Source organism: Dawidia soli (genome assembly GCF_018598185.1).
Lineage (GTDB): Bacteria > Bacteroidota > Bacteroidia > Cytophagales > Cyclobacteriaceae > Ohtaekwangia > Ohtaekwangia soli.
This window is the reverse complement of sequence record NZ_JAHESC010000010.1, coordinates 138,881-163,400: the sequence shown is the minus strand read 5'-3', so window position 1 is coordinate 163,400 and position 24,520 is coordinate 138,881. Positions and strand designations below refer to the sequence as shown.

Annotated in this window: 15 protein-coding genes; 10 read left to right on the top strand and 5 right to left on the bottom strand. The window is 52.8% G+C overall.

The annotated features are described in order from the left end of the window. Positions 1–5: 5 nt before the first annotated feature. On the bottom strand, positions 6–515 hold the full coding sequence (locus KK078_RS09335) for a hypothetical protein (protein WP_254089993.1): 510 nt from the start codon (positions 513–515) through the stop codon (positions 6–8). Positions 516–738: 223 nt separating this feature from the next. Continuing rightward, the gene (gene gcvP, locus KK078_RS09330; protein WP_254089992.1) at positions 739–3,630 is read right to left on the bottom strand and encodes an aminomethyl-transferring glycine dehydrogenase; all 2,892 of its coding nucleotides are present in this window, start codon (positions 3,628–3,630) and stop codon (positions 739–741) included. A gap of 437 nt (positions 3,631–4,067) precedes the next feature. On the opposite strand from gcvP, the gene KK078_RS09325 reads away from it, so the two are divergent. The 6 genes from KK078_RS09325 (at position 4,068) to KK078_RS09300 (ending at position 10,115) form a co-directional block, all read left to right on the top strand. Continuing rightward, positions 4,068–5,579, top strand: coding sequence for a M28 family peptidase (locus KK078_RS09325; RefSeq protein ID WP_254089991.1), 1,512 nt, complete (start codon positions 4,068–4,070; stop codon positions 5,577–5,579). Positions 5,580–5,876: 297 nt separating this feature from the next. Continuing rightward, positions 5,877–6,557 carry a hypothetical protein gene (locus KK078_RS09320; RefSeq protein WP_254089990.1) on the top strand — a complete coding sequence of 227 codons (681 nt, stop codon included), beginning with the start codon at positions 5,877–5,879 and terminating at the stop codon, positions 6,555–6,557. Positions 6,558–6,620: 63 nt separating this feature from the next. Next, a complete protein-coding gene (locus KK078_RS09315; RefSeq protein WP_254089989.1) occupies positions 6,621–7,286 on the top strand; it encodes a collagen-like protein in 666 nt (221 codons plus the stop codon). A gap of 280 nt (positions 7,287–7,566) precedes the next feature. Further along, entirely contained in the window at positions 7,567–8,241 is a 675-nt protein-coding gene (locus KK078_RS09310; protein ID WP_254089988.1) for a collagen-like triple helix repeat-containing protein, read from the top strand. Positions 8,242–8,283: 42 nt separating this feature from the next. Then, a complete protein-coding gene (locus KK078_RS09305) occupies positions 8,284–8,967 on the top strand; it encodes a collagen-like triple helix repeat-containing protein (protein ID WP_254089987.1) in 684 nt (227 codons plus the stop codon). 461 nt (positions 8,968–9,428) lie between these two features. Beyond that, positions 9,429–10,115, top strand: coding sequence for a hypothetical protein (locus KK078_RS09300; protein WP_254089986.1), 687 nt, complete (start codon positions 9,429–9,431; stop codon positions 10,113–10,115). A gap of 104 nt (positions 10,116–10,219) precedes the next feature. On the opposite strand, the gene lipA is transcribed toward KK078_RS09300, so the two are convergent. Both lipA and gcvH read right to left on the bottom strand, forming a co-directional pair. Then, the gene (gene lipA, locus KK078_RS09295) at positions 10,220–11,107 is read right to left on the bottom strand and encodes a lipoyl synthase (RefSeq protein WP_254089985.1); all 888 of its coding nucleotides are present in this window, start codon (positions 11,105–11,107) and stop codon (positions 10,220–10,222) included. Between the two features lie 68 nt (positions 11,108–11,175). Continuing rightward, entirely contained in the window at positions 11,176–11,550 is a 375-nt protein-coding gene (gene gcvH / locus KK078_RS09290) for a glycine cleavage system protein GcvH (protein WP_254089984.1), read from the bottom strand. Between the two features lie 128 nt (positions 11,551–11,678). Between gcvH and kynU the strand changes: the two genes are divergently transcribed. Next, the gene (gene kynU, locus KK078_RS09285; protein ID WP_254089983.1) at positions 11,679–12,941 is read left to right on the top strand and encodes a kynureninase; all 1,263 of its coding nucleotides are present in this window, start codon (positions 11,679–11,681) and stop codon (positions 12,939–12,941) included. An 11-nt stretch (positions 12,942–12,952) separates the two neighbouring features. Then, positions 12,953–14,290 (top strand): FAD-dependent oxidoreductase, encoded by a 1,338-nt coding sequence (locus tag KK078_RS09280; protein WP_254089982.1) that lies wholly within the window; start codon positions 12,953–12,955, stop codon positions 14,288–14,290. On the opposite strand, the gene KK078_RS09275 is transcribed toward KK078_RS09280, so the two are convergent. Beyond that, positions 14,235–15,722 (bottom strand): MltF family protein, encoded by a 1,488-nt coding sequence (locus KK078_RS09275; RefSeq protein WP_254089981.1) that lies wholly within the window; start codon positions 15,720–15,722, stop codon positions 14,235–14,237. The two genes, KK078_RS09280 and KK078_RS09275, sit on opposite strands and share 56 nt — an antisense overlap. A gap of 711 nt (positions 15,723–16,433) precedes the next feature. On the opposite strand from KK078_RS09275, the gene ruvA reads away from it, so the two are divergent. Beyond that, positions 16,434–17,027: a Holliday junction branch migration protein RuvA gene (gene ruvA, locus KK078_RS09270; RefSeq protein ID WP_254089980.1), complete on the top strand. Its 594-nt coding sequence runs from the start codon at positions 16,434–16,436 to the stop codon at positions 17,025–17,027. 143 nt (positions 17,028–17,170) lie between these two features. Beyond that, entirely contained in the window at positions 17,171–24,514 is a 7,344-nt protein-coding gene (gene sov / locus KK078_RS09265) for a T9SS outer membrane translocon Sov/SprA (RefSeq protein WP_254089979.1), read from the top strand. Positions 24,515–24,520 lie beyond the last annotated feature (6 nt).

Genomic DNA, 24,520 nt, shown 5'->3' with positions numbered 1-24,520 from the left:
GTTATTTAGAACCCGATCTCTCCTAACACTTCGGCGTTTTCCAGGATATAGATCATCTGGTCGGGGTTGCGCTCGTTCAGCATCAGCTTACCTTTTACTTCGATGGGTTTCTCGGTATAGGTCATGGGCTTCAGGGCAAACACTTCTACTACCGTTTCCGGGCCGCCTACGCCGCAGAAGAAACATGCGTTGATCGGCAGGGATGAAAGCATGAAGTGATTTCCTTTGATGCCGTTTTCAAAGGGCATCATATATCCGGGCAGTGTGACGACTTTGCCTTGCATGGCGCGTACGGCGTCGGAGAAGATGGGTTTATCGTATTCGCCCAGCTCGTCTTTGGCTTTTTCGAAACTGATGGTGTAGAGCTTGGGCCATACTAATGACGGGAAGCCGCTGTAGGTGCTTTTTTGTTTGTAGACGCCTTTTGAGGCCTGGCTGTGGGCGGGGGTGGTGAGGAGTAACAGTGCTGCGAGCGCTGTTGTTGCTAATAAATACATATTTATTCGTGCCATCATATATTTTCATTTAGAGCATGAAGCGTGCCACCTTGCAACGCTGCGTGTTGAGACGGCAGTCACAGACTGCATACAGTTCTGGACACAAGTCACCGCTTCGCTCAGACTTGCGCCAGCAATACGCTTGCGCCAGCAACTTCGTTTGCGCCAGCAATTAGCCGGCAATTACAAAGAAGGCTATCCCTTGTGGAATAGCCTTCTGGATTATTATCGTCGGGCGATATTATGCCTCTACGGTCTCTTCCTTCGTTTCGTACTCGTCCAGTGGTAAGCAGCTGCATACCAGGTTGCGGTCGCCGTAGGCGTTGTCTACGCGGCTGACGCTGGGCCAGAACTTTGCTTCTTTTACGAACGGCAGCGGGTAGGCGGCTTTCTGGCGGCTGTAGGGGCGTGTCCACTCGTCGGCGGTGATAACCGCGGCGGGGTGTGGACCATGCATCCGCACCTTGTGTTCTTTGTCGGCTTTGCCGCTTTCTACTTCGCGGATCTCGTTGCGGATCTCGATGAGCGCTTCGATAAAACGATCCAGCTCTTCTTTGGGTTCGCTTTCGGTGGGCTCGATCATCAGGGTGCCTGCCACGGGGAACGACACGGTCGGTGCGTGGAAGCCATAGTCCATCAAACGCTTGGCGATGTCTTCCACTTCGATGCCTGCTTTCTTGAAGTCGCGGCAGTCTACGATCATCTCGTGTGCGCAACGGCCGTTGGCACCGGTATACAGGATTTTGTAGTGACCTTCGAGACGGCTCTTGATATAGTTTGCGTTCAGGATGGCGTAACGCGTGGCGTTGGTCAGGCCGTCGCCGCCCATCATGGCGATGTACGCATACGGGATGGTCAGGATGCTTGCACTGCCCCAGGGCGCTGCGGAAACGGCTTGGATGGCTTTGTCTCCGCCGGTCTTTACGACGGCGTGGCCGGGCAGGTATGGTTTGAGCTTGTCGTTGCAGCAGATGGGGCCCATGCCAGGGCCGCCGCCGCCGTGCGGGATACAGAACGTTTTGTGCAGGTTCAGGTGGCATACGTCGGCGCCGATGTTGGCGGGTGACGTCAGGCCCACCTGGGCGTTCATGTTCGCGCCGTCCATGTATACCAGGCCGCCGTTGGCGTGGATGGTCTCGCAGATCTCTATGATCGACTCTTCAAACACGCCGTGGGTAGACGGGTACGTTACCATGAGGCACGACAGGCGGTCTTTGTATTGCGCTGCTTTGGCTTTGAGGTCGACTACGTCGATCTTACCATCTTCGTCGGACTTCACGACAACGACATCCATACCCGCCATGACGGCGCTGGCAGGGTTTGTGCCGTGTGCCGACGCGGGGATCAGTGCGATGTCGCGGTGGCTGTCGCCGCGATCGAGGTGATACGCGCGGATGACCATGAGGCCGGCGTATTCGCCCTGGGCGCCGCTGTTCGGTTGCAGGGATACTCCGGTAAAGCCGGTAATTTCTTTCAGCCAGTTTTCGAGGTTGGTCGTCAGGTCGGCATAGCCTGCTGCCTGATCGGCCGGTGCGAAGGGGTGCATGTTGCCAAACTCCGGCCATGTTACCGGGATCATTTCGGCGGTTGCGTTCAGCTTCATGGTACAGGATCCCAGCGAGATCATGGAGTGTACCATCGACAGATCTTTATTTTCGAGGCGCTTGATATAGCGCAGCATTTCGTGCTCGGAGTGGTGCATGTTAAACACCGGGTGTGTGAGGACGGGCGTCTTGCGCAACAGCGCGGCGGGCCAGTTCATCTCCATGCCGTTGGGGGATACGGTGGCGGCTTTCTTGCCTTCGGCCGCGGTAAGGATTTCCAGGAGCAGCGATACATCTTCGGCTGATGTCGTTTCGTCCAGCGAGATACCGATGTGGTTGTCGGCAAAGTAACGCACGTTTACACCGCGTTTCAAGGCTTCGCGTTCGACGGCTTTCTTGTCGGCTACGGCTACTTTCAGTGTATCGAAATATTGTTCGTTGACTTGTTTGAGTCCGGCGGTTTTCAGACCAGCGTCCAGTGCGCGGGTGAGGCCGTGTATGCGGCCGGCGATCTTGCGCAGTCCTTCGGGGCCGTGATACACGGCGTACATGCCGGCCATGACCGACAGTAATACTTGTGCGGTGCAGATGTTGGAGGTTGCCTTTTCGCGGCGGATGTGCTGCTCGCGGGTTTGCAGCGCCATGCGATAGCCGGAGTTTCCGGAGGCATCGATCGAAGCGCCGATGATACGGCCGGGCATCTGGCGTTTGAATTCATCTTTTGTTGCAAAGAACGCTGCGTGCGGGCCGCCAAAGCCCATCGGCACGCCGAAGCGTTGCGAAGATCCTATTGCCACGTCGGCGCCCATTTCGCCGGGCGACTTTGTGAGCAGCAGGCTCATCAGGTCGGCGGCTACGACGGCAAATACGTCTTTTTCGTGCGCGGCGGTGATAAAAGCAGTGTGGTCTTTTACGGCGCCGTTGTTGTCGGGGTTCTGTACGAACACGCCGAAGAGCTCGGGTGACGAAACGTCGAGTGTGCTGATATCACCTACGACCAGGTTTACGCCGATGGGCGTGGCGCGAAGCTGCAATACGTCGATGGTCTGCGGGAAGGTATGCTGGTCTACAAAGAAGGTCGTTGCGTTCTTTTTAGAGGCTTTGCGCGATGCGAACAAGAGGTGCATGGCTTCGGCGGCGGCGGTGCCTTCGTCCAGCAGCGACGCGTTGGCGATCTGCATGCCGGTGAGGTCGATGATCAATGTCTGATAGTTGATCAGCGCTTCGAGGCGACCTTGTGCGATCTCGGCCTGGTACGGGGTGTAGGCGGTGTACCATCCCGGGTTTTCCAGGATGTTGCGGAGGATCACGCCGGGGGTGATGGTGTTGTAGTAGCCGGTGCCGATGTACGACTTATACACTTTATTTTTTGCTGCCAACGCTTTAAATTCCTGCAGAAAGTGAAACTCAGATTTCGCCGCCGGAAGATTGAGTGCCTTCTTCAACCGTATTCCTGCCGGAACTGTCTGGTCGATCAGTGCCTCAATCGATGGCGCTTTGATCACCTTCAACATCTCTTCTACCTGGCGTGCATCGGGACCTATGTGGCGGCTTTCAAACTTCTCGGAGTACTGCGAGTCTATTTTCATCTGAGTTATTGATTTTCAATATTTTAGGTGGATAAACAAAAGACAAACGTCTGTAAGGCTGCAAAGGTAAGGAAAAGACTCGGGAAGTTTTTGAAGCGCATTTCCCCAGGAAGTAAAAAGTTTACACGTTTCAAATACGCTGTTTCACGAGCGGGTATATAGGGTTTTGTGTATCGTTACTATATGTCAGGGATAGCTCAAGTATGGCTTTGGTATAGCTTTGATACGGGTAATCCCCGGCTTTGGCATAGCTTTCCTCTTTTATAACCCTAGCTTACCACTAGTAGTTCCGGGGTTCCGCCGGCGTTTCCCACCCAAAGGGCGTCAAGGAACCCTTCATAAAACCCCATCATCTTTCCTCGCTGACCTCTTTGATCGTTCATCATTACTTTTTGATATTGCAAACTAAAACACCTTTAACAAACTCATTAACCATCATGAAGAAACTGATCCTATTCGTTGTACTGGTGAGCGTCCTGGCGGGCAACAGGCTCCAGGCGCAAGATCCCGTTGCCAAGAAATATGGTGACCTGATAACCCCTTCAGACCTGAAAGAAAATCTTTCGATCCTGGCCTCTGACGCCCTGGAAGGACGCGAGACCGGCAAACGCGGCCAGAAAATGGCAGCTGCTTTTATTAAGGCGCATTTTGAGGAGCTGGGTCTGACCGGCCCTGTAAACGGCAATAGCTACTACCAGCCCGTTGAGCTGTACACCAGCATTCCTGGTGACATCTATATCAAAGCCGGTCAGCAGAAGTTCATGAACTTCGAAGACGTGGTGTTCTATGGCAACGGCGACTCGGGTGGCGAAGTATCGCTTCCGCTGGTGTTTGCCGGCAGGGGGCGCAAGGAAGACTTTGACCAACTGGGTTCGGTCGAAAATAAGGCTGTGGTGATCCTGGTGGAAAGCGAGGAAAACTTCCGCGACCCCATGGCTATTGCCCGCGAGCGCAAGGCCCGTATGGTGCTGCTCTGGAACAACAAAGCTGATGCTTTCAAGGAATTGGTGAACCAGTTTAAGGGCTACCTGGGCGGGGGGGCGTTGTCACTGAAGAAACCCGAGGCTAATTCTGCCAGCTCCGGGATTTTCTTTGTCTCAACGGCCACGGCCACCAAGGCGTTGAACCAGTCCGAAGAGAAACTGCTGAAGGCTACCAACGAGGAGTCTAAGAAAGGCGCGTTGAAAAAGATAAAGCCTACGTCCCTGACTTATAAAACCGCGATGGACGTGAAGGTGCTTAAAACGGACAACGTGTTGGGCTACCTGGAGGGTACGGACAAGAAGGACGAGCTGGTCGTGGTGACAGCGCATTATGACCACATCGGCAAGCGGTCCAGCGGCACCGGCGACCTGATCAACAACGGTGCGGACGACGATGGTTCGGGCACCGTGTCGGTCCTGCAACTGGCCAAAGCCTTTGCTACTGCAAAAAAAGAGGGTAAGGGTCCGCGCCGGAGCATGCTGTTCATGCTGGTAACGGGCGAGGAAAAGGGCTTGCTGGGTTCGGACTACTATACGCAACACCCGGTGTTCCCGTTGGAGAAAACTGTCGTCGATCTGAACATCGACATGGTGGGTCGTCGCGACCCGCAGCACAAGGACAGTGCGCCGTATGTGTATGTCATCGGCTCTGACAAACTTTCTACCGAGCTGCACAACATTAACGAAGCTGCTAACAAGACTTACACCAACCTCCTCTTTGACTACACGTACAACGACCAGAACCACCCGGACCGGTTGTACTACCGTTCCGACCACTGGAACTTTGCGAAAAACAACATTCCGATCGTATTCTATTTTGACGGCATTCACGAGGATTATCACCAGCCTACCGACGAGGTGAGCCGCATCGAATTCGACCTGCTGGCGAAACGCGCGCAGGCCGTATTCTACACCGCGTGGGAAGTGGTAACCCGCGAGCAGCGGATCCAGGCTGACAAGAAATAATAACGAGGAAAAGAATCTACAGAGGCCGTCTCCTGAATGGAGACGGCCTCTTTCATTTAGTAGACTTCTCAACATATGTCGTACGATCAGGGGAAAATCACCCTTGCGGTATTCGTTCAGGGAAGCATCAAAAAAAACTTCCTACCGTTGAATGAATTAGTTAGACCGACGGCCAGGGGATTTGTTGGAACCCTAACCAGAATATTGGATATTCGTACACTAATCCACTGTTTTATGCTATCGAGTCGATCCTTCTGACTTCTATATTTTAAAAAAGAACCTCTTAATCCTCCACACATGAAACCCTCCTTATGCGTTATGCTTGCCACGGTCTCGGTACTGGGCTGCCTGCTCGTAACCGGCTGCTCGGACGGACAGGATGGCGACCCCGGCCCGAAAGGCCCTGGCGGTGTCGACGGCCCCGCGGGTGATCCCGGCAAAGATGGCAGCGGCTTCCAGGAATCAGTCGCGTACGGGAACATTGTTGTCAGCTTCACGGGCCAGCTTCCCGACGGCAAAGACTTCGCCGACACGATCAACTTCAAGTATGCTCCGCTGGGTGTCAACGGCTTTAAACTTGGATCGTTTGCCGAGGTAGCAGATGGTGCATATTCTTTTGCACTGCATCGTTTTTACGGTGCTGTCGATCCCGGCCCCGACCTGCAGGATAATTTTGTGCGCATCGAGATGTTTGTACTACAAACCGATAATGGGTATGAGTTCTTTCCCGGTCAGTGTATAATCTATACGCATATGCCTACCAGCGACACCAGTTTGCTGACTGTGAAGCACGACTTTGCAAGCCTGTTGTCAAGCGACAATTTTACAGCGTTTCAGTATGATCCTGCTACCGGTGATCTGTCGTTTCGCGTCGACTTTGCCGAGTCGCATCAACAAGCCGGTGTCGGTTTGACGGACCTCCAGGTCGCCTTGGTGGCAAGGGTAAAAGTGTTTCAGGAGATCCGGAGGGAGCCGTAACACGCTGTTTGAATCATGTATATCGCTACTAGTTTATTGTCATAGGTCGTAAGCTTTAATTTTATGAAAAACCCCTTAAAATTCTTTACCATGTTGTTGGTGGCATTGGCTGCCTATGTGTTTACAGGTTGCGCCGAAGACGGCGATCCAGGCCCTGCGGGCGAGCAAGGTGAGGCCGGTGGAAAAGGCGAAAATGGAAAAGACGGCGAAGACGGCGTGGGCTTCGAGGAAGCTACGCGGTATGGCAACGTTACCTTGTCCCTGGAGGGACACCGGCCCGACGCCGAAGCATTCAAAAAGGATCTCGACTTCAAATTCACCCCGGTCGGCGTCAACGGCTTTACAACTTCCTCTGTAGTATATACTGAAGGCACTGATCGTATCTTTACCGTACGCCGATTTTACAGCTCGGTAGCCCAGGATTTCCAGGATAATCAAGTCACCATCAATCTCTATGTTTCTTATGATGATGACAAACCCGTGGTGACGGGTGTAGACTTTTATGTGAGAACTGTCATCACCACCGACGATTATAAATTCTTCGTTTTACAAGATAGCTACTCCCAGTTCGCTACGAGTGGTGACAAGGAATACACGTATGATCCCGCCACCGGCAATCTTGAACTGAAGCTGAGCTTTACCGTGCCGGGCGACTTTGAGTTCAATCCGACGGGTCACGATCTGAACGTGATGGCTACTGTAAAAGTAAAGGTTTTTGAGAGCGTGTAAGATTTCCGCGAAAAAGCGCTTCTTCAACTGAACTAATTTTCTCTACCTTCGTACATACTCGTCGTTAAAGACAAGTGTATTGTACGTCCACGTCTCAGGCAACCTATTCATTGTTTTCAAGGTAACCATTCTATACAAGGGATTTTTCCCCTGGCCGGATGAAAATTGTTTTAGGTATTTTGCGACAGTAGTTATCACTACATATTCATGGGGTCTAGCATCCAACCTATTTAGACACAGATTCTTATCATATTAATTTTTAATCCTTAACCATTTATTTATGAAACAACTTCTAACGTTTGGCTTAATCTGTACAATTGCTACTTCGGGATTTCTGTTCACCGCATGTGAAGGCGAGGATGGCGAACCCGGTGCTGCCGGCCCTCAAGGTGAAAAAGGCGATAAAGGTGATGCTGGTGAAGACGGCGTAGGCTTTGACGAAGCCGTTCAATACGGCAACATTGTCGTCCAATTTAAAGGTGCCCGCGCAGATGGTGTGGCGTTCAACAAAACGATCGATTTTAAATTCTCTCCTACGGGACCTGACGCAGCGTATTATTCTTACGCTACCCCATACCAAACAGAAGGTGGTGCTGTAACGGAGTTTCGTATACAGCGCTTCAACTCCGCCGTTGTATCAGACTATTCCGAAGGGGGCTCTAACAGCTCTGTCGCCTTTCATTTTAATAAATACGAAGAGGGAGAATCCTATATTGACCTCGATCTTAACGTAGCGATCGTTTCCGATGACCTGAAGTTCTTTATACTGGGGGACGATTATTATGAAAACACGTTTTCGGAAACGGTTTCAGAATATTCATTCAACTCTGTTACAAGCGAATTGAAGTTTACGTTTCACCTGGTTGTTCCGGAAGAAAACAACAGCACGGGTCATGAGCTTGAAATTACGGCGGACGTAAACACGAAAGTCCTCCAATACATCAATGTTGATTAATCAAAGCGTGTATTGTTTCACTCTTAATCCATGATCTTATCTATGAAACAACTTATAAAGATTGGCTTGATGTTCGCCATCGCCGCCTCGGGGTTCATGTTCACTGCCTGCGAAGATGGTGATCCGGGAATCGCCGGAGCCCAGGGAGAGAAAGGCGAAAAAGGCGACGCTGGAGATACCGGTGAGAATGGTGTGGGCTATAACGAAGCCACACAATATGGCAACATATCCGTACAGTACAAAGGTGTTCGTGCTGACGATGTACCGTTCGACAAAACCATCAACTTTAAATATGCCATTAGCGGTCCGGATGTCATGTATACTTCCGCTGTATGGGATTACAACTATGATGAGACTGACCTTGAGTTTGCCGTATACCGCTTTAGCTCGGCTGTGACAGCGGACAATTATGAAGGTGGCAGCAACAACCGCGTTGGCTTTACACTTCGCGCGTTCAATGATGGAGAGAGAGAGTCCTACATTCAAATTTTTAACAATGTAGCGATCATCTCCGATGACTTCAGGGTCTTTACATTATATACAGGCGAAAATCAATTTCCGACCTCTGAAACGGTATCTGACTATTCCTTCAATTCCGCTACCGGCGCGTTAAAATTTAAGTTTGATGCGACTTTCCCGGCGGATCAAAATCCAACGGGTCATGAACTGACTATATCAGCGGACGTGAACGTAAAGGTTGTCGAAAACGTGGATACTCCCAAGTAGCGGATATCCTAGTGCAGACCAATTGAGAAGCCATCTTTTTCAGATGGCTTCTTTTTTTGGGAGAACCTTTCAGAAAGCTTATATCGGCTGTGCGTTTATTCGCCGATTGACCCGATATCTTACATCCACAAATGAATTGACTGCATTCCTATCGCCCTACATAAACATGCGGGGCATGTTCATCACTACTGCGTTATACGCCGGTCTTATAGCCTGTATCCGGAATTTCCCTGATCTATAAATAACCCTGATCCTGTATATTCTTTAAATACTAACGTTGTGGCTATTGAAAATATGAGTCTTTTCGGAAGGATGTAAGATTTCAAAAAAACTCGTCGTTATTCCAAACCAATTTTCTCTACCTTCGTACATATTCGTCGTTAAAGCGATCTATACGCATCCATTTATCATCTCATAAAATCTCTATAATTCTTTTTTACACTAACCAATTATTTATTTCTATGAAAAAAGTTCTAAAGTTTGGCTTGATGCTTTCCATTGCCTTTTCGGGTATGATGTTCACAGGTTGCGAAGGCGAGGAAGGCGATCCTGGGGCAACGGGAGCGGCAGGCGAAAAAGGCGACAAAGGTGATAAAGGCGATGACGGAGTTGGTCTTGAGGATGAACTGAAATACGGTTCTATTACTGTTACGTATACGGGCACCAGACCTGATGAAGTCGCTTTTACCAAAACGATCACGTATAAATTCGCTCCTATCGGCGCAAACGATCTGATCGAATACTCAGGATCGGGCATCAACGAAGAGACCGGTGCTGACCAATATCGTGTTATGCGTTTTCTGGGTTCTGTAGACGATGTTTATCAGGAGAACTACATTAATCTAAGATTAAATCGCGCGGTAGGTGAAGGCGATGCTATCGTCTATAGCTTCAACGACTTCGAGGTTTATTCAAACATCACGACCGACGACTTCAAGTACTTTATTATCAACGGTGAATTCAACTCGTATGCGTCAGAAGCGGGAGTGACCGGCTTCTCGTATGACCCTGCAACAGGCGCCCTGAAATTTGCATCTGAATTTACGGTGCCTGGCGAAAATAACGACACCGGCTTTGACCTGAATGTATCCACTACTGTGGATGCTAAAGTGTTTCAAAATATCGGCCAGTCCGGCGGCGAAGAATAATCTGTCATTTTCAACGGAATAGAGTATAAAAAAAAGACATCCGGCTAACCGGATGTCTTTTTTTTATACACTGTATCACGGTCCTTCTACAGGGCCGATTCAGTTTAATCCAAGGGCACGTTCACATGCCGCTCTGCATGATAGCTTGAACGCACCAGCGGGCCTGATTCCACATACTTCAAGCCCCGACGTAGTCCTTCTTCGCGGTACATCTCGAATGTGTCGGGATGGATGAATTCGGCTACTTCCAGGTGCATCTTGGTCGGCTGCAGGTATTGGCCCAGCGTCAGGATCATCAGGCCGTTGGTGGCCAGGTCGTCCATCGCTTTGAAGACCTCTTCTTTGGTTTCGCCGATGCCCAGCATGATGCCGGTCTTGGTACGCATGCCTGCTTCGCGAATGCGCCGGATCTGCTCCAGGCTGCGCTCGTATTTGGCTTGTGGCCGTACGATGCGGTACAGGCGTCCTACGGTTTCCATGTTGTGCGATACCACTTCCTGCTTGCCTTCGATCATGCGGTAGAGCGCGTCCCAGTTACCCTTGGTATCGGGTATGAGGGTCTCGATCGTTGTCTCGGGGCTCGCCTTTTTGGTCTCGACCACGGTTTGATACCATACCTCGGCGCCGCGGTCTTTCAGCTCGTCGCGGTTTACGGAGGTGATGACGGCGTGTTTTACGCCCATCAGCTTAATGGCTTCCGCCACGCGTTTAGGCTCTTCCAGGTCGTACTCGGTGGGGCGGCCTGTGGCTACCGCACAGAACGTGCAGCTGCGGGTACAGACGTTGCCCAGGATCATGAACGTTGCCGTACCTGCCCCCCAGCATTCGCCCATGTTGGGGCAATTGCCGCTCTCACAAATCGTATGAAGCTTGTAGTTGTCTACGAGCTTGCGCACTTTGGCATACTCAGGGCCTACCGGCAGTTTTACACGCAGCCAATCGGGCTTGCGCCTGCGGGTTTCCTGAGAAGATATCACGGGTAATTCTATCATGATGGTAGCGTTAGCGCTCGATCGCAGCAGGCTTGGTGGGTCTGGCGGCCGGCATATTATAAAACGCTTTACTTGCCGATAAGTTCCTTGTACTCGGCAGCGGAAAGCAGGCCGCTGGCAGCACCGGTGATCTTTACTTTGATCATCCAGCCGTCGCCATACGGATCTTCGTTTACTTTTTCGGGGCTAGCCTCGAGTACCGGGTTCACTTCCAGCACCTTACCGGCTACTGGCATATACAGGTCGGACACGGTCTTTACGGCTTCAACGGTTCCGAAAATATCGTGTTCGGCTACGTCCTGGCCGACCGTGGTAATGTCTACATACACAATATCACCCAGTTCGCTTTGGGCAAAGTCTGTCACACCAACAGTCGCTATGTCACCTTCGATTTTCACCCACTCGTGGTCTTTGGTGTACTTCAGTCCTTCAGGAATGTTCATGGTTTATGGTTTAATGCGTTATTGTGGGCCAAAAATACGGGAAGTATGGAAGATTGGGAAATAAGGTCAAAAAGATTATAAATTCCCTCCTTTAACGCATTTTAAACGATTGCCCTCATCGCTATACCATGTTTGAAAACTCGCTGAAATTTGCCCGGTCGCTGGACCGCCAGGATGCCCTCGCTTCTTTCCGTAAAAGATTCCTGTTGCCGTCTGCGGCCAACGGCCCTGCCCTATACCTGGCCGGCAACTCGCTTGGCCTGCAACCGAAAGCGACGCAACAGTACTTACAGGCAGAGCTGGCCGACTGGGCCAGCCTGGGCGTAGAGGGCCATGTGCACGCCCGCCGTCCGTGGTTGTACTATCACAAATTTTCCAAGAAGGCGCTGGCGGCACTGGTCGGCGCGCAGGCGAACGAAGTCGTGGCTATGAATCAGCTCACGGTCAACCTGCATTTGCTGCTGGTGTCCTTTTACCGGCCTTCGGCGCGACGTTTTAAGATCATTACCGAGGCGGGCGCATTTTCTTCCGACCAGTATGCGTTCGAGTCGCACCTTAAATACCGCGGCATCGACCCGGCGCTGGCGCTGATCGAGCTGGCGCCGCGCGCGGGAGAGTATACGTTGCGCACGGCAGACATCCTTCATGCTATCCGCGAGCATGCCGACCAACTTGCCCTGGTGATCCTCGGCGGTGTACAATATTATACCGGGCAGTTCTTTGATATACCGCGCATTACCGCTGCGGCGCACCAGGCGGGTGCTTATGCGGGCTTCGACCTTGCGCATGCCGTGGGCAATGTGCCGTTGGCGTTGCATCGCGACGACGTGGACTTTGCCGTGTGGTGCAGCTATAAATACCTCAACGCGGGGCCTGGTGCCATTGCCGGTGCTTTTGTACACAACCGTCATGCCTCCGCGCCACTGCCGCGCTTTGCGGGCTGGTGGGGCCACCACGAGGGCGAGCGGTTTCAAATGAAGAAGGGCTTTAAACCGCAGCCCGGCATCGATGGCTGGCAGCTGTCCAATGTGCCGATCTTTCAAAGCGCTGCGCTGCTGGCTTCCCTGGAGCTCTTCCAGGAGGCTGGCATGAAGAACCTGCGCCAGAAAAGCGTGCGGCTTACGGGCTTCCTGGAGTTCTTGTTGAACCAGGCGGATCCGGAAGGAAAACATTATACTGTCATCACCCCCGAGGATCCCGGGCAGCGCGGCTGCCAGCTTTCCATTCTGATGAAGCGGCAGGGTAAAAAAACGTTCAACGATATTACGCGTGCGGGTGTTATTGCCGATTGGCGCGAACCCGATGTGATTCGGGTGGCTCCTGTGCCTTTGTACAATACTTTCGAAGAGGTATTTCGTTTTGTCACGCTCCTGTCCGATTCTTTATACTAGCTTTATGTAGTATGAAAAAGAATATCGCCATTGCCGGTGCTGGGCTCGTTGGTTCCCTGCTGGCCATTTATCTGCTGCGACGGGGATATCATGTCACGATCTTTGAACGTCGTGCCGACATGCGCAGGAACCCGGTTGGCGCGGGGCGTTCCATCAACCTGGCGCTCAGCAATCGGGGCCTGCACGCTCTCGCGGAAGTGGGGCTTTCGGACGACCTACGCGCCGTGGCCATTCCGATGCACGGCCGCATGGTGCACGATCGCCAGGGCAACACCAACCTGCAGCCTTACGGTAAACAGGGGCAGTTCATCAACTCCATTTCGCGCAGCAACCTCAACATCGTGTTGATGAATAAAGCCGAGGCGATGGGGGCCGTCTTTCACTTCGAACAGCGTGTTACGCACATCGACACGGAGCGTTCGGCCATTACTACTGCCTCTCCCGAAAACCACCTGGCCACGTATCACTTCGACGGCATCGTCGGCGCCGATGGTGCTTTCTCGGCCGTGCGCCTGGGCTTACAGTTGACGGATCGCTTTGATTTTTCGCAAACCTATCTCTCACACGGCTATAAAGAATTGCATATCCCAGCAGCCGCCGGCGGCCAGTTTGCGTTCGAGCGGAACGCGCTGCACATCTGGCCGCGTGAGAGCTTTATGATGATCGCGCTGCCCAATCCCGGTGGCAGCTTTACCGGCACGCTGTTCTTTCCGTTTGAGGGTAAGAACTCATTCGCATCGCTTACAACAGATCACGCTATCCGCAGTTTCCTGGAAGAAACCTTTCCCGACGTCGTCAAGCTGATGCCCGAGGTGCTCCGCGACTTCAACCATAACCCTACGGGCTCTTTGGTTACGGTGCAGTGTTTTCCCTGGGCACGACACAACACCTTGCTTATCGGGGACGCGGCCCATGCTATTGTGCCTTTCTACGGGCAGGGCATGAACGCCGGCTTTGAAGATTGCTCTGTCTTAAACAAATTATTACAACACCACCATGACCACTGGGACGCGGCCATCCGGGACTTTCAACAACAGCGCAAACCCGACACCGACGCCATCGCGCAGCTGGCACTCGACAACTTCATTGAAATGCGCGATTTAGTGGCCGATGAAAAGTTCGTACTTCGTAAAAAGATCGAAGCCCGTATCCATGAGCTGTACCCCGACAAGTGGATACCTTTATATTCCATGGTGACGTTCCATGAAACCATACGTTATGCCGACGCCCTGCATACCGGGCGCAAGCAAAAGGAGATCATGGACGACATCCTGGCGCAGCCCGACATCGCGGCTACCTGGCAGTCACTGAACTTTGAACAGCTTGCAAATCGATTACATCGTCCTTGATGTGGACGCGGTATTCTTCGTAACGGTCTAACACATCCTTGATATAATTCACCGGTTCCTCGCACTTGCAGTAGCCCGCCGACACGAGCGGATCGCGGTAAAACCTGGGATCGGACTTTTTCAGCAGATACACTTGCACATGATCATCCCATTGCGCGGAGTCTTCGCTGTCATCGCTATACTTTTCGGTGAGCTTCTTTGCGTCCTGTATATGGGTGAGGCCCGCATTGTACGACGCGAGCACAAACTTGAGGCGCTCGGATGAGTCGGGTATGGACCTGGACCAATACCGGTCCAGGTATTTTAAGTAGCCTACGCCGGCGTGTATGCTTTGCTGGGGGTCGTTCAGGTCACGCGCGCCAAAGCGGCGGGCAGTCTCGGGCATGAGCTGCATCAGGCCGCGGGCGCCGGCCCACGACTCTCCGCGCGGGTCGAACTTCGACTCCTGATATACCACGGCGGCGAGCAAACGCCAATCCCATCCCAGGCGTGTCGCGCCTTGTTTGATCAGGTAGTCATAGGGCGACAGCCGGTTACCGCCATAGGAGAAATAATCGCTTCGCATGCGGGTGAGTGACGTTCGCGGGCTTTTAAAGTAGCGGTTGTAGATCACCATAAACGTCGGTGCCTTTTTGATTTGATGCAGCCATTCGTCGATGGCCTGTAACAACGTGGGAGAGTTCTTTCGCACGCCCCAGGCAATCTGCTGCGACATGCTTAACACGGTGCGTACATCGAGGTTGGGGTAGTAGGCTGCGTTGACCTGTGCCATGGTATGATCTGCGACTGCGTAGTCGATCTCGCCGGTTGCGACCTGCCGAATGAGCCCTTCGCTTTCGATCGTCAGTGTATCTTCCACCACGTCGATGTCCATGCCGATCTCCTCTGACAGGTTACGCATGCGCATGGCGTGGCTTGTACCCTTCATGACATGCACGCGCTTGCCGCTCAGCGCTGCCGGCGTGCGTACGAGTGATGCATCGATCTTGTCTTGTGTCAATGTGCGCCAGCGCTCTGGCTTGCGTTGTACCAGTACCTGGTAGGTGTTGAAGTGTGGTTGGGTAAATGCGATAAGCTCTTTGCGGGGCTTGTTGATGGTGAGCGGAAATGCGAGTATATCTCCTTCGCCTGCCTGCAACTGCTGAATAGCGTGGTCTACTCCATTCGTGACGGTGATCTTGAGCTTTACCTGGAGATGTTTGGCCAGTAACTGGAGCAGCTCGTATTCATAGCCCATGGCTTTGCCCCTATAGATGAAGTAGCTCGTCGAGTTATTATCCACCAATGCGCGAATATAACCACGACGAACAATGGCCTCGAGATCGAACCGGTACACGGGCTTTATAAGCTCACCCGTTTGGGTTGGGTCGCACGAGATACCCACAGACATAAAGATGCCTATGACAAACACATACCGTAAAAAAGCCAACATAACGACCACGAAGATAAGCCCTTCTCCTGCAAGGAAAAAGTCAGTTGCTTCGCACACGGCACAGCCTAACGCGCGTGTAGCATCACGTGCAGGGTATATCCGGAAATTATGGCATATAAATTTTGAAGCAAACGGCGGCTTCAAGCGCGCTGGTCCACGCAACGTGTTGCAGAGACACGTACTGACACATTGACCTGACGACGTGAAAATATTTAAAAATATTTTTCCTTATACCACGCACTCCTCACCACGTGAGGAAATATCCTTTCACAGATACCGGGAAAATCCTATAGAAATATTCCTTCTGTTGAAATATGCAGGATAAAAAAAGGAGTTCAGTAACCGATAGATCTTTCCGGCAATGCCGGTTTGTACAACGTGCCGGGGCCTCGTTTTTTTCAGTACGAATGAGTCGAACAAATGGTCAGCAGACCAGCCTTGCGGGTACTGCCGATATGGGCCGTTACGGCGATACGATGGGGAGCGATCGTAAGAGGTCGTTTCACGCCGACCCCAATGCCGGCGATCGCGTTTCCAATCGCTCAACCCGACCGCCCAGTCGGTCCCTCCCTCCTCCGGACGCGGCCTGTTACGGCTACGCCAGCACCTGCCGTATTTCCCCGCCGGCCCGCTAATATCCACGCCTTACCTCATGGAATCATATACCTTTTTTGCAATCTTTGTATCCTGAGCAACCCACTTTTTTAACCTATGATCGCTTTCCTGAAGGGCAGACTCGTTCATCGCGAGCCGACCCATGTTATTATCGATGTTAATGGCATTGGCTACCTCGTTACCATCTCGCTGCAAACATTTTCGGAGATCAAAGAACAGGAGAACATCCAGCTTCACACCCACCTGGCCATCCGGGAAGACGCCCACGTTTTGTTTGGATTCAGTAATGAGAGCGAAAAACGGCTTTTCCAGCAGCTTATCACGGTAAACGGCGTCGGCCCCAGCACGGCCATTGTTATGTTGTCTTACATGAACAGCCACGAGCTGAAGACTGCCATTGTACAAGAGGACGCCGCCGCGCTGCAGCGCATCAAGGGTATCGGCGGCAAAACGGCTCAACGGGTTATCATCGACCTAAAGGATAAGCTCAAAAAGGAATCGTGGGAGGAGAGCCAGCCGGCAATTTCCATAGGGGGAAACAATACTTTGCGCAAGGAGGCGTTATCAGCTTTGCTCACGCTGGGGTTGCCCAAGGCCGCCGCGGAGAAAAGTGTGGATGCCGTCCTTAAAAAATCGGGAAATACCATTACATTAGAAGATTTGGTTAAACAATCTTTGAAAAATAGCTAGGAGTTCGGAAGAACGATGTGTCGAGCCGGAACTGCAAAGTCTTTATTGGCTGAAACAAGGGATGGAGGAGGTCGCTGGAACGGGAGGTTCTTTATTTTTTACGCAGCGACAAGCACGAACGGGTTTAAGAGATTTTAAGTAGTTTGAAAGTCTTTACTAGGAAACGTCAGGTTATATCCAAGCTTGGGGGCCTGATCATTGCGTTATCAAGCGTCTTTACCTTTACCGATGAGGCAGTGGCTCAACGGCAGGATACTACGCGCGTAAATGCGCAGGATACGACTTCGAGGCCTTATCGCCCCAACCGCCGCCCTACCTACCGTCCGACCGATCGGTACGGCGACCCGTTCTCCAACACCTCGTCGGCCTCACCCTTCTACCTCAAAGACCCCCAGCAAATGAAGCTCGATGTCGAAATCGACACGGCTGGAAACTATACCATTTACGAAAAGATCGGCGACCTGAACTACCGCCCCACTTCGAGCATGACGTTCGAGGAATTCAAGCAGCACCAGGACCGGCAGGCGTTAAAGAGCTACTGGCAGAGCCGTGCCAAGGCGCAAGACGGTGAGAGCGCCGTCAGCGGCCGAGGTCTCATTCCCAAGATCTTCATCAGCCCGATACTCGATCGCATTTTCGGCGGCAGCTACATCGAGCTGATCCCACGGGGGTTTGTCACCCTCGACTTCGGTGCTTCCTTCCAGCACACGGCCAGTCCTACTTCTACGATCCGGCAGCAACGCAACGGCGGTTTTGAGTTCGATCAGCAGATCAACATGAGCGTAACGGGTAAGGTGGGGGAAAAACTGCAGGTCACGGCCAACTTCGACAACAACAACTCCTTCGACTTTCAGAACAACATGAAGGTTGAATACACGGGCTACAAAGAAGATATTTTACAAAAGCTCGAGATCGGTAATGTGAGCTTGCCGCTGAACAACACGCTGATCCAGGGAGCGCAGAACCTTTTCGGGATCAAGGCGCAGATGCAATTCGGCAAGCTGATGGTGACGACGATCGCCACGACCCAGCGCGGCAAGGCATCCTCCATCGATATCGGTGGCGGCAATGGCGCCGGCCAGGGACGTCCTTTCGAGATCATCGCGTCTAATTACGACGACAACCGGCACTTCTTCCTCGGTCATTTCTTCCGCGACAACTACCGCAAGTGGATCAGCAATATCCCACAGATCATCTCCGGGGTGAACATCACCCGTGTAGAGGTGTATGTTCTCAACCGCAACAACGACACGCAGACGATGCGTAATGCCATTGCGCTGATGGACCTGGGCGAGCCTCGCCGTGTTTACAATAGCGCTGTGGGCGGGCTGCGAAGCGACTTGCCCAATGCCAACCAGGCAAACAATTTGTTCCAAGGTATGCTGGGCCTCTTCCCCAAAACACCAGGATCCCGGCCGGCTGACGGCGCCAACGATAAACTGGAAGCCTATTTTGCCCTTGAGAACAACAATGGCACGGACTTCGAAAAGATCACCGGCGCACGCAAGCTCTCGCCCACGGAGTTTACCTTTCACCCGCAGCTGGGTTACATCACGCTGACCCGCAAGCTGCAAAACGACGAGGCGCTGGCGGTAGCGTATGAGTATACCTATAACGGTGCTGCATACAAGGTCGGCGAGCTGTCGGAAGATTACTCGGCGCTGCAGGACAATGACATCATTCTCCTCAAAATGCTGCGTCCACGAAAAGTAGCGATCCGCGATCAGCAACGCCGCATCATCCCTACCTGGGATCTGATGATGAAAAACATCTATAACCTGAATGTCACGCAACTGAGCCGCGAGGACTTTCAGCTGCGTGTGATCTACCGCGATGCGCGTACCGGCATCGACAACCCGCAGCTGCAGGATGGCGGCGACGAGATACGCAAGCGCCAGCTGCTCGACATTCTGGGCCTCGACCGTCTCAATCCCGTAAACGACCCCGGTTATGACGGTAACTTTGACTATGTCGAAGGCATCACCATCAACAGCTCGACAGGACAAATCATCTTTCCTTACCTGGAGCCCTTCAGTGAAGGATTGCGTGAATCTTTTGCGAGCGACTCCCGGCGGGACTACCTGATCCAGAAATATTCGTATGACACCCTCTACCGAAGTACCAAAGCCGACGCGGAGCTGTATGCTACCAAAAATAAGTTCTGGCTTGTGGGTACGTACAGCGCCGGCTCCGCCAAAGAGATCCTGATTCCCGGTTTTGGCGTGTCACAAGGATCGGTCAAACTGTTCGCCGGGGGCATGCCGTTGGCCGAGGGTACCGATTACGTGGTGGACTACACCTTTGGTAAGGTCACGATCCTGAACGAGTCCATTCTCAGCTCGAATAAAGAGATCCAGGTGCAGTATGAACAGTCCGATCCCTTTGCGTTCCAGACCCGGAGCCTGTTAGGGTCGCGCTTTGACTACAAGCTAAGCGAGGATGTCAACTTTGGTTCCACACTCCTGTATTACAACGAACGGCCCATGATCAGCCGCAACCAGATCGGCACCGAGCCGGCCCGGAACGTTCAATATGGTTTCGACTTCAATGTCAATAAAAAGAGCCGCATGCTCACGAAGCTTGTTGACGCGCTGCCTTTCCTGGAAACCAAGGAGCAGTCTGCCGTGAATTTCACTGGTGAGTTTGCACAGCTGCTGCCGGGTACGTCCAACATCATCGACGGCGAGGGCACGGGCTATCTCGATGACTTCGAGAACACAGCCACGCCCTATACCCTCATGAACCCCGTGGCCTGGAAGCTGGCATCCACACCCAAAACCAATGACAACCGCTTCGGTCCATCCAACATATCACCTACCATGCCTAACATCATCGAGGTGGGGTACAAACGCGCTAAGCTTGCCTGGTACCAGGTGGACAACCAGTTCTACCGCGACAGCGGTCCGGTAAAGCCGGCAAACATTACGAAAGACGATATCAAGAACCACTACGTGCGCCCCGTCGGCCCACAGGAGATCTTTCCGGCCAAGCAGCTTACGCAGGGAGTGTTCTGGGAGCAGATCTTCGACGTGGCGTACTACCCGCGCGAGCGTGGTCCGTATAACTACAATCCCGCCGTGACGGCCGACGGTTTTCTGCAGCGTCCGGAAGAGAATTGGGGGGGTATCACCACGGCCATTAAAACGGAAGTGGACTTTGACAAGGCCAACATCGAGTATGTTGAATTCTGGCTGCTCGATCCGTTCATCAACTCATCATTCGGTGTGATCAACGACGGGATCTCGCCCCCCAAACGCAATGAGACCGGCGGTAAGCTGATCTTCCACCTGGGTAGTATTTCGGAAGACGTGGCCCGCGACGGTAAACACGCTTTTGAGAACGGCTTGCCCCGCGACGGCAACCTGGCAGGGGAAGCTACCAAGAACGCGTGGGGTTATGTTACGTCCAGCCAGTTCGTAACCAATGCCTTCGACCAGGATAACGACGCCCGTCGTCGGCAGGACGTGGGCTTTGACGGTGTCACGGCGGATGATGAGACCACTACTTTCCAGAATTTCCTCGGCCAGCTGGGCGGCCTGAACGCCGAGGGACAGGCACGCGTTCAAAGCGACCCTTCTGCCGATAACTTCCAATACTTCCTGGGTGACGAGCTTGACAACCGCAACGCCAAGATCCTGGAACGTTACAAAAACTTCAACGGCCTTGACGGAAACTCGCCCGTGGCAAACGGCAGTCTTTATACGCCGGCAGGGTCCACGTTGCCCGACAACGAAGACCTGAATGCCGACAATACGCTGAGCGAACTGGAGGAATATTATACCTACAACATCGATCTGGCTCCCGGCGAAATGTCTGTCGGGCGGAAATATATCGTAGACAAGATCACCACCGACAACCGTAACGAAGCCGGTGAGCAGGTAACGTGGTATTTATACCGCATTCCTGTGCGCGAGTTCGAAGATCAATATGGCAACATCGAGGGCTTCAAGTCCGTGCGCTATGCGCGGATGATCCTGACGGGGTTCCGCGAGCCGGTGGTGCTTCGCTTCGCCAACTTCCGCATGGTGGGCAGCCGCTGGCGCCGGTATACCAGCAGCCTGCAGGAAGGCGGCATCGGCCCTACACCCGAGCTTACGCCCGAAGACTTTACCGTTTCGGTGGTGAACCTCGAAGAGAACGGAAAGGGCAACGACAACAAATCGCCCTATGTCATTCCACCGGGCGTTGTGCGTGACCGCGACAATACCTCGTCTGTATCACGCCTTCTGAACGAGCAGTCTGTGCAGCTTTGCGCCGACGCGGTAAAAGACGGCGACGCGCGGGCGATCTACAAAAACGTATCGTTCGACCTGTTCAACTACGGTCGTGTTAAAATGTATTTCCACGCGCACGGCGATGCGAACGATAACGACCTGCATGGGTTCCTCCGCCTGGGTAAAGACCTTGACTCGAACTACTACGAGATCGACCTACCGTTGAAGATGACCAACATCCAGAATACCGACGAGGCATCGATATGGCCGGACGAAAACATGATCGACCTCGCCCTGGATGAACTTTATCGCCTCAAGGCCGACCGTGATCGCGAAGGTGTTTCCATGAACGTATTATACCCGCAGAGCGGCCATCGTGTGGTCGGTCGCCACGGCATTCGCATCTTCGGTCGCCCCGACCTGACGGAGGTACAGTCAATCATGATCGGTGTACGGAACCCGCGTACTTCCGACAAGCGTGCGCACGAGGTGTGTATCTGGGCAAACGAGCTGCGTGTCACGGACTTTAACCGTACCCCCGGCTGGGCGGTTAACGGTACCATGAGCGCCAAGCTTGCCGACTTCGCCACGCTTACGGGCGCGGTGCGGCATACCAGCTTTGGCTTTGGCAGCGTAAGCTCCAAGATCGGTGAGCGTACGCGCGAAGAGACCACAGGCTATGATGTATCGGCGAACGTGAACGTAGACAAGCTGCTGCCGGGTAATACCGGCATCAAGATACCGATGTTCGTCAGCTATGAGAAGACGACGATCACGCCGCTGTACGACCCTGCCAACCCGGACTTAAAGCTGGACGCCGCGTTGCAGTCGCTGAATGAAAACGATCGAAAGAATTACCTCAACATCGCCCGCGACCGGACCGTGGGGCGAAGTATCAACTTCGTCAACGTACGCAAGGTAAAGGTAAACCCCGATGCCAAAACGCACTTGTGGGACATCGAGAACCTCGCCTTCAGTTACTCTTACAGCGACCGCCGCCGTACCAACTTTACCATGGCCGAATTGTTTGAGAAACAATACCGCGGCTCGGTGGCGTATACGTATAGCCCAAAGGCCACCGGCATCGAACCTTTCAAGAATGCGAAAGGGCTTTCATCGCCCTGGCTCAAAGCCATCAAGGATTTTAATATCAGTTTCCTGCCCAGCAGCCTGTCCGCGCGCATGGACCTGGACCGTTCGCTGACGTCCACCACGTATCGCAACTCCAATGGCTATGGTACGTTCATCGAGTCTGATCCGAACTATATGAAGTATTTCACCTTTACGCGTCAGTATAACCTGCGGTGGAATTTTTCGAAAGGCTTGTCGTTGGAATATAGTTCACGGGCGGACGCTGTCATTGATGAACCGGAAAAAATTGTGGATGGTGAAGTCGATACAAAGAAGGAGCGTGACTACATCATCGACAACATCAAGAAGCTGGGTCGTATGAAGAACTTTACACAAAACGTGACTGTGAACTACACCCTGCCGCTGGATAAATTTCCAGTGACTGACTGGATCGGCGCCGATTACCGGCACCAGATAACCTACGGCTGGAAGGCAGGGCCGGTGAACTACCCCGACGACATGCCGGATAAACCCCGCGGTGACATCTCCGACGACTACGACTTCAGGAACACGATCCAGAACAGTCAGGATCAGAACTTCTCGGGCCGCCTGGATATGGTCAAGCTTTATAACAAGGTAAAGATCCTGAAGGATCTCAATACACCCAAAAAGCCGTCGAAACCGATCGTAACAAACCCACGTCTGCAAAAGGCGCCGCCTAAACCCGATACGACAAAAACCAAAACTCCGGCCGAAATACCCGGCGTGGTGAAGGGGCTGTTGCGCACGCTGATGTCTGTGCGCTCCATCAACGGTACGTATACCGTTACGCGCGGCACGATGCTGACCGGCTTCGAGGCAAGTCCGAAACTTTTCGGTATGGATAAAGACTGGGACGCGCCCGGTTGGGATTTTGTCCTCGGCAGCCAGGATCCGAACATCCGCTACAAGGCGGCTAATAAAGGATGGCTTACCCGGAATCAAGCCCTCACTACGCCGTTCAACCAAACACGCACCGAAAACATCAACCTGCGTGCGAACGTCGAGCCTTCACCCGATTTGAAAATTCAGCTTGACGTGAAAAAGGAAACCAGTAGCACGTTCCAATCGATCTTCCGGTTCGATCCCGACAGCGTAAATGACTTCCGAGACTTTAGCCCGAGCCGTGGCGGCAGTTACCGCATCTCGACGATCAACATTAAAACTGCGTTTAACAGCAGCAATGACAAGATCGTATCTGCGGTATTCCAGGATTTCGAGCGCAACCTTGAGGTGGTTCGGCAGCGATTCAACATCATCTCACAAAATAATCCAACACCGGGTCCTACCGAGGCGCAGTACGATACTGCGTCGCAGGATGTATTGATCCCCGCCTTCATCGCCGCGTATACCGGCAGCGACGCCAAGCGGGTAAGCCTCTCGCCGTTCCCCAAAACCCCGTTGCCCAACTGGCGCGTGGACTATACCGGACTCAATAAGCTGGGTATATTCAAAGACGTCTTCCAGTCCATCACGCTATCGCATGCCTACCAGGCCTCTTACTCGGTTGTAAACTATCAGAACTCCCTGGAATTCAGCAATTCCGGAGACGTGCGGGGCCTGCAACTTGACCGCCCCGTGACGGACTATAACTCTTCGTATTATGGCCGGTTCAACAACGCGGATAGCGATGGAAACGGAACACCGGACAACAACCTGATACCTTTCTATATCATCAGCCAGGTGCTGATCAGTGAACAATTCTCGCCGCTGATCGGCGTGAACATGCGCACGAAAGGACGACTCTCGGCCAACTTCCAGTATAAGACCAAGCGCGACCTGGCCCTGACCGTTTCCAACGCACAGATAACCGAGCTGAGCACGAAAGACTTTTCGTTTGAGCTGGGCTATACCAAAAACAACATGAAGCTGCCTTTCAAATCGCAGGGCCGCACGGTGGTATTAAAGAACGATGTCACGTTCCGGATGAACGTAACGGTGGCTGACACCAAGACCATTCAGCGGAAGATCTACGAGACAAATATTATCACCAACGGTAACATCAACTTTCAGTTACGCCCCAACATCAGCTATGTGGTGAACCAGAAGCTCAACATTCAGCTGTACTTCGAACGTACTATTAACGAGCCGTTGGTATCTAATTCTTACCGGCGCGCGACGACGCGCTTCGGTACGCAGATTCGGTTTAGCTTAGCGCAGTAACATCAT

What these genes read in the sequence shown, in the direction of transcription:
- KK078_RS09280 (WP_254089982.1), top strand. Translation starts at nt 12,953, where the DNA reads ATGAAAAAGAATATCGCCATTGCCGGTGCTGGGCTCGTTGGTTCCCTG.
- KK078_RS09310 (WP_254089988.1), top strand. Translation starts at nt 7,567, where the DNA reads ATGAAACAACTTCTAACGTTTGGCTTAATCTGTACAATTGCTACTTCG.
- lipA (WP_254089985.1), bottom strand. Translation starts at nt 11,107, where the DNA reads ATGATAGAATTACCCGTGATATCTTCTCAGGAAACCCGCAGGCGCAAG.
- gcvP (WP_254089992.1), bottom strand. Translation starts at nt 3,630, where the DNA reads ATGAAAATAGACTCGCAGTACTCCGAGAAGTTTGAAAGCCGCCACATA.
- kynU (WP_254089983.1), top strand. Translation starts at nt 11,679, where the DNA reads ATGTTTGAAAACTCGCTGAAATTTGCCCGGTCGCTGGACCGCCAGGAT.
- KK078_RS09305 (WP_254089987.1), top strand. Translation starts at nt 8,284, where the DNA reads ATGAAACAACTTATAAAGATTGGCTTGATGTTCGCCATCGCCGCCTCG.
- KK078_RS09315 (WP_254089989.1), top strand. Translation starts at nt 6,621, where the DNA reads ATGAAAAACCCCTTAAAATTCTTTACCATGTTGTTGGTGGCATTGGCT.
- KK078_RS09325 (WP_254089991.1), top strand. Translation starts at nt 4,068, where the DNA reads ATGAAGAAACTGATCCTATTCGTTGTACTGGTGAGCGTCCTGGCGGGC.
- gcvH (WP_254089984.1), bottom strand. Translation starts at nt 11,550, where the DNA reads ATGAACATTCCTGAAGGACTGAAGTACACCAAAGACCACGAGTGGGTG.
- ruvA (WP_254089980.1), top strand. Translation starts at nt 16,434, where the DNA reads ATGATCGCTTTCCTGAAGGGCAGACTCGTTCATCGCGAGCCGACCCAT.
- KK078_RS09275 (WP_254089981.1), bottom strand. Translation starts at nt 15,722, where the DNA reads ATGTTGGCTTTTTTACGGTATGTGTTTGTCATAGGCATCTTTATGTCT.
- KK078_RS09300 (WP_254089986.1), top strand. Translation starts at nt 9,429, where the DNA reads ATGAAAAAAGTTCTAAAGTTTGGCTTGATGCTTTCCATTGCCTTTTCG.
- KK078_RS09335 (WP_254089993.1), bottom strand. Translation starts at nt 515, where the DNA reads ATGATGGCACGAATAAATATGTATTTATTAGCAACAACAGCGCTCGCA.
- KK078_RS09320 (WP_254089990.1), top strand. Translation starts at nt 5,877, where the DNA reads ATGAAACCCTCCTTATGCGTTATGCTTGCCACGGTCTCGGTACTGGGC.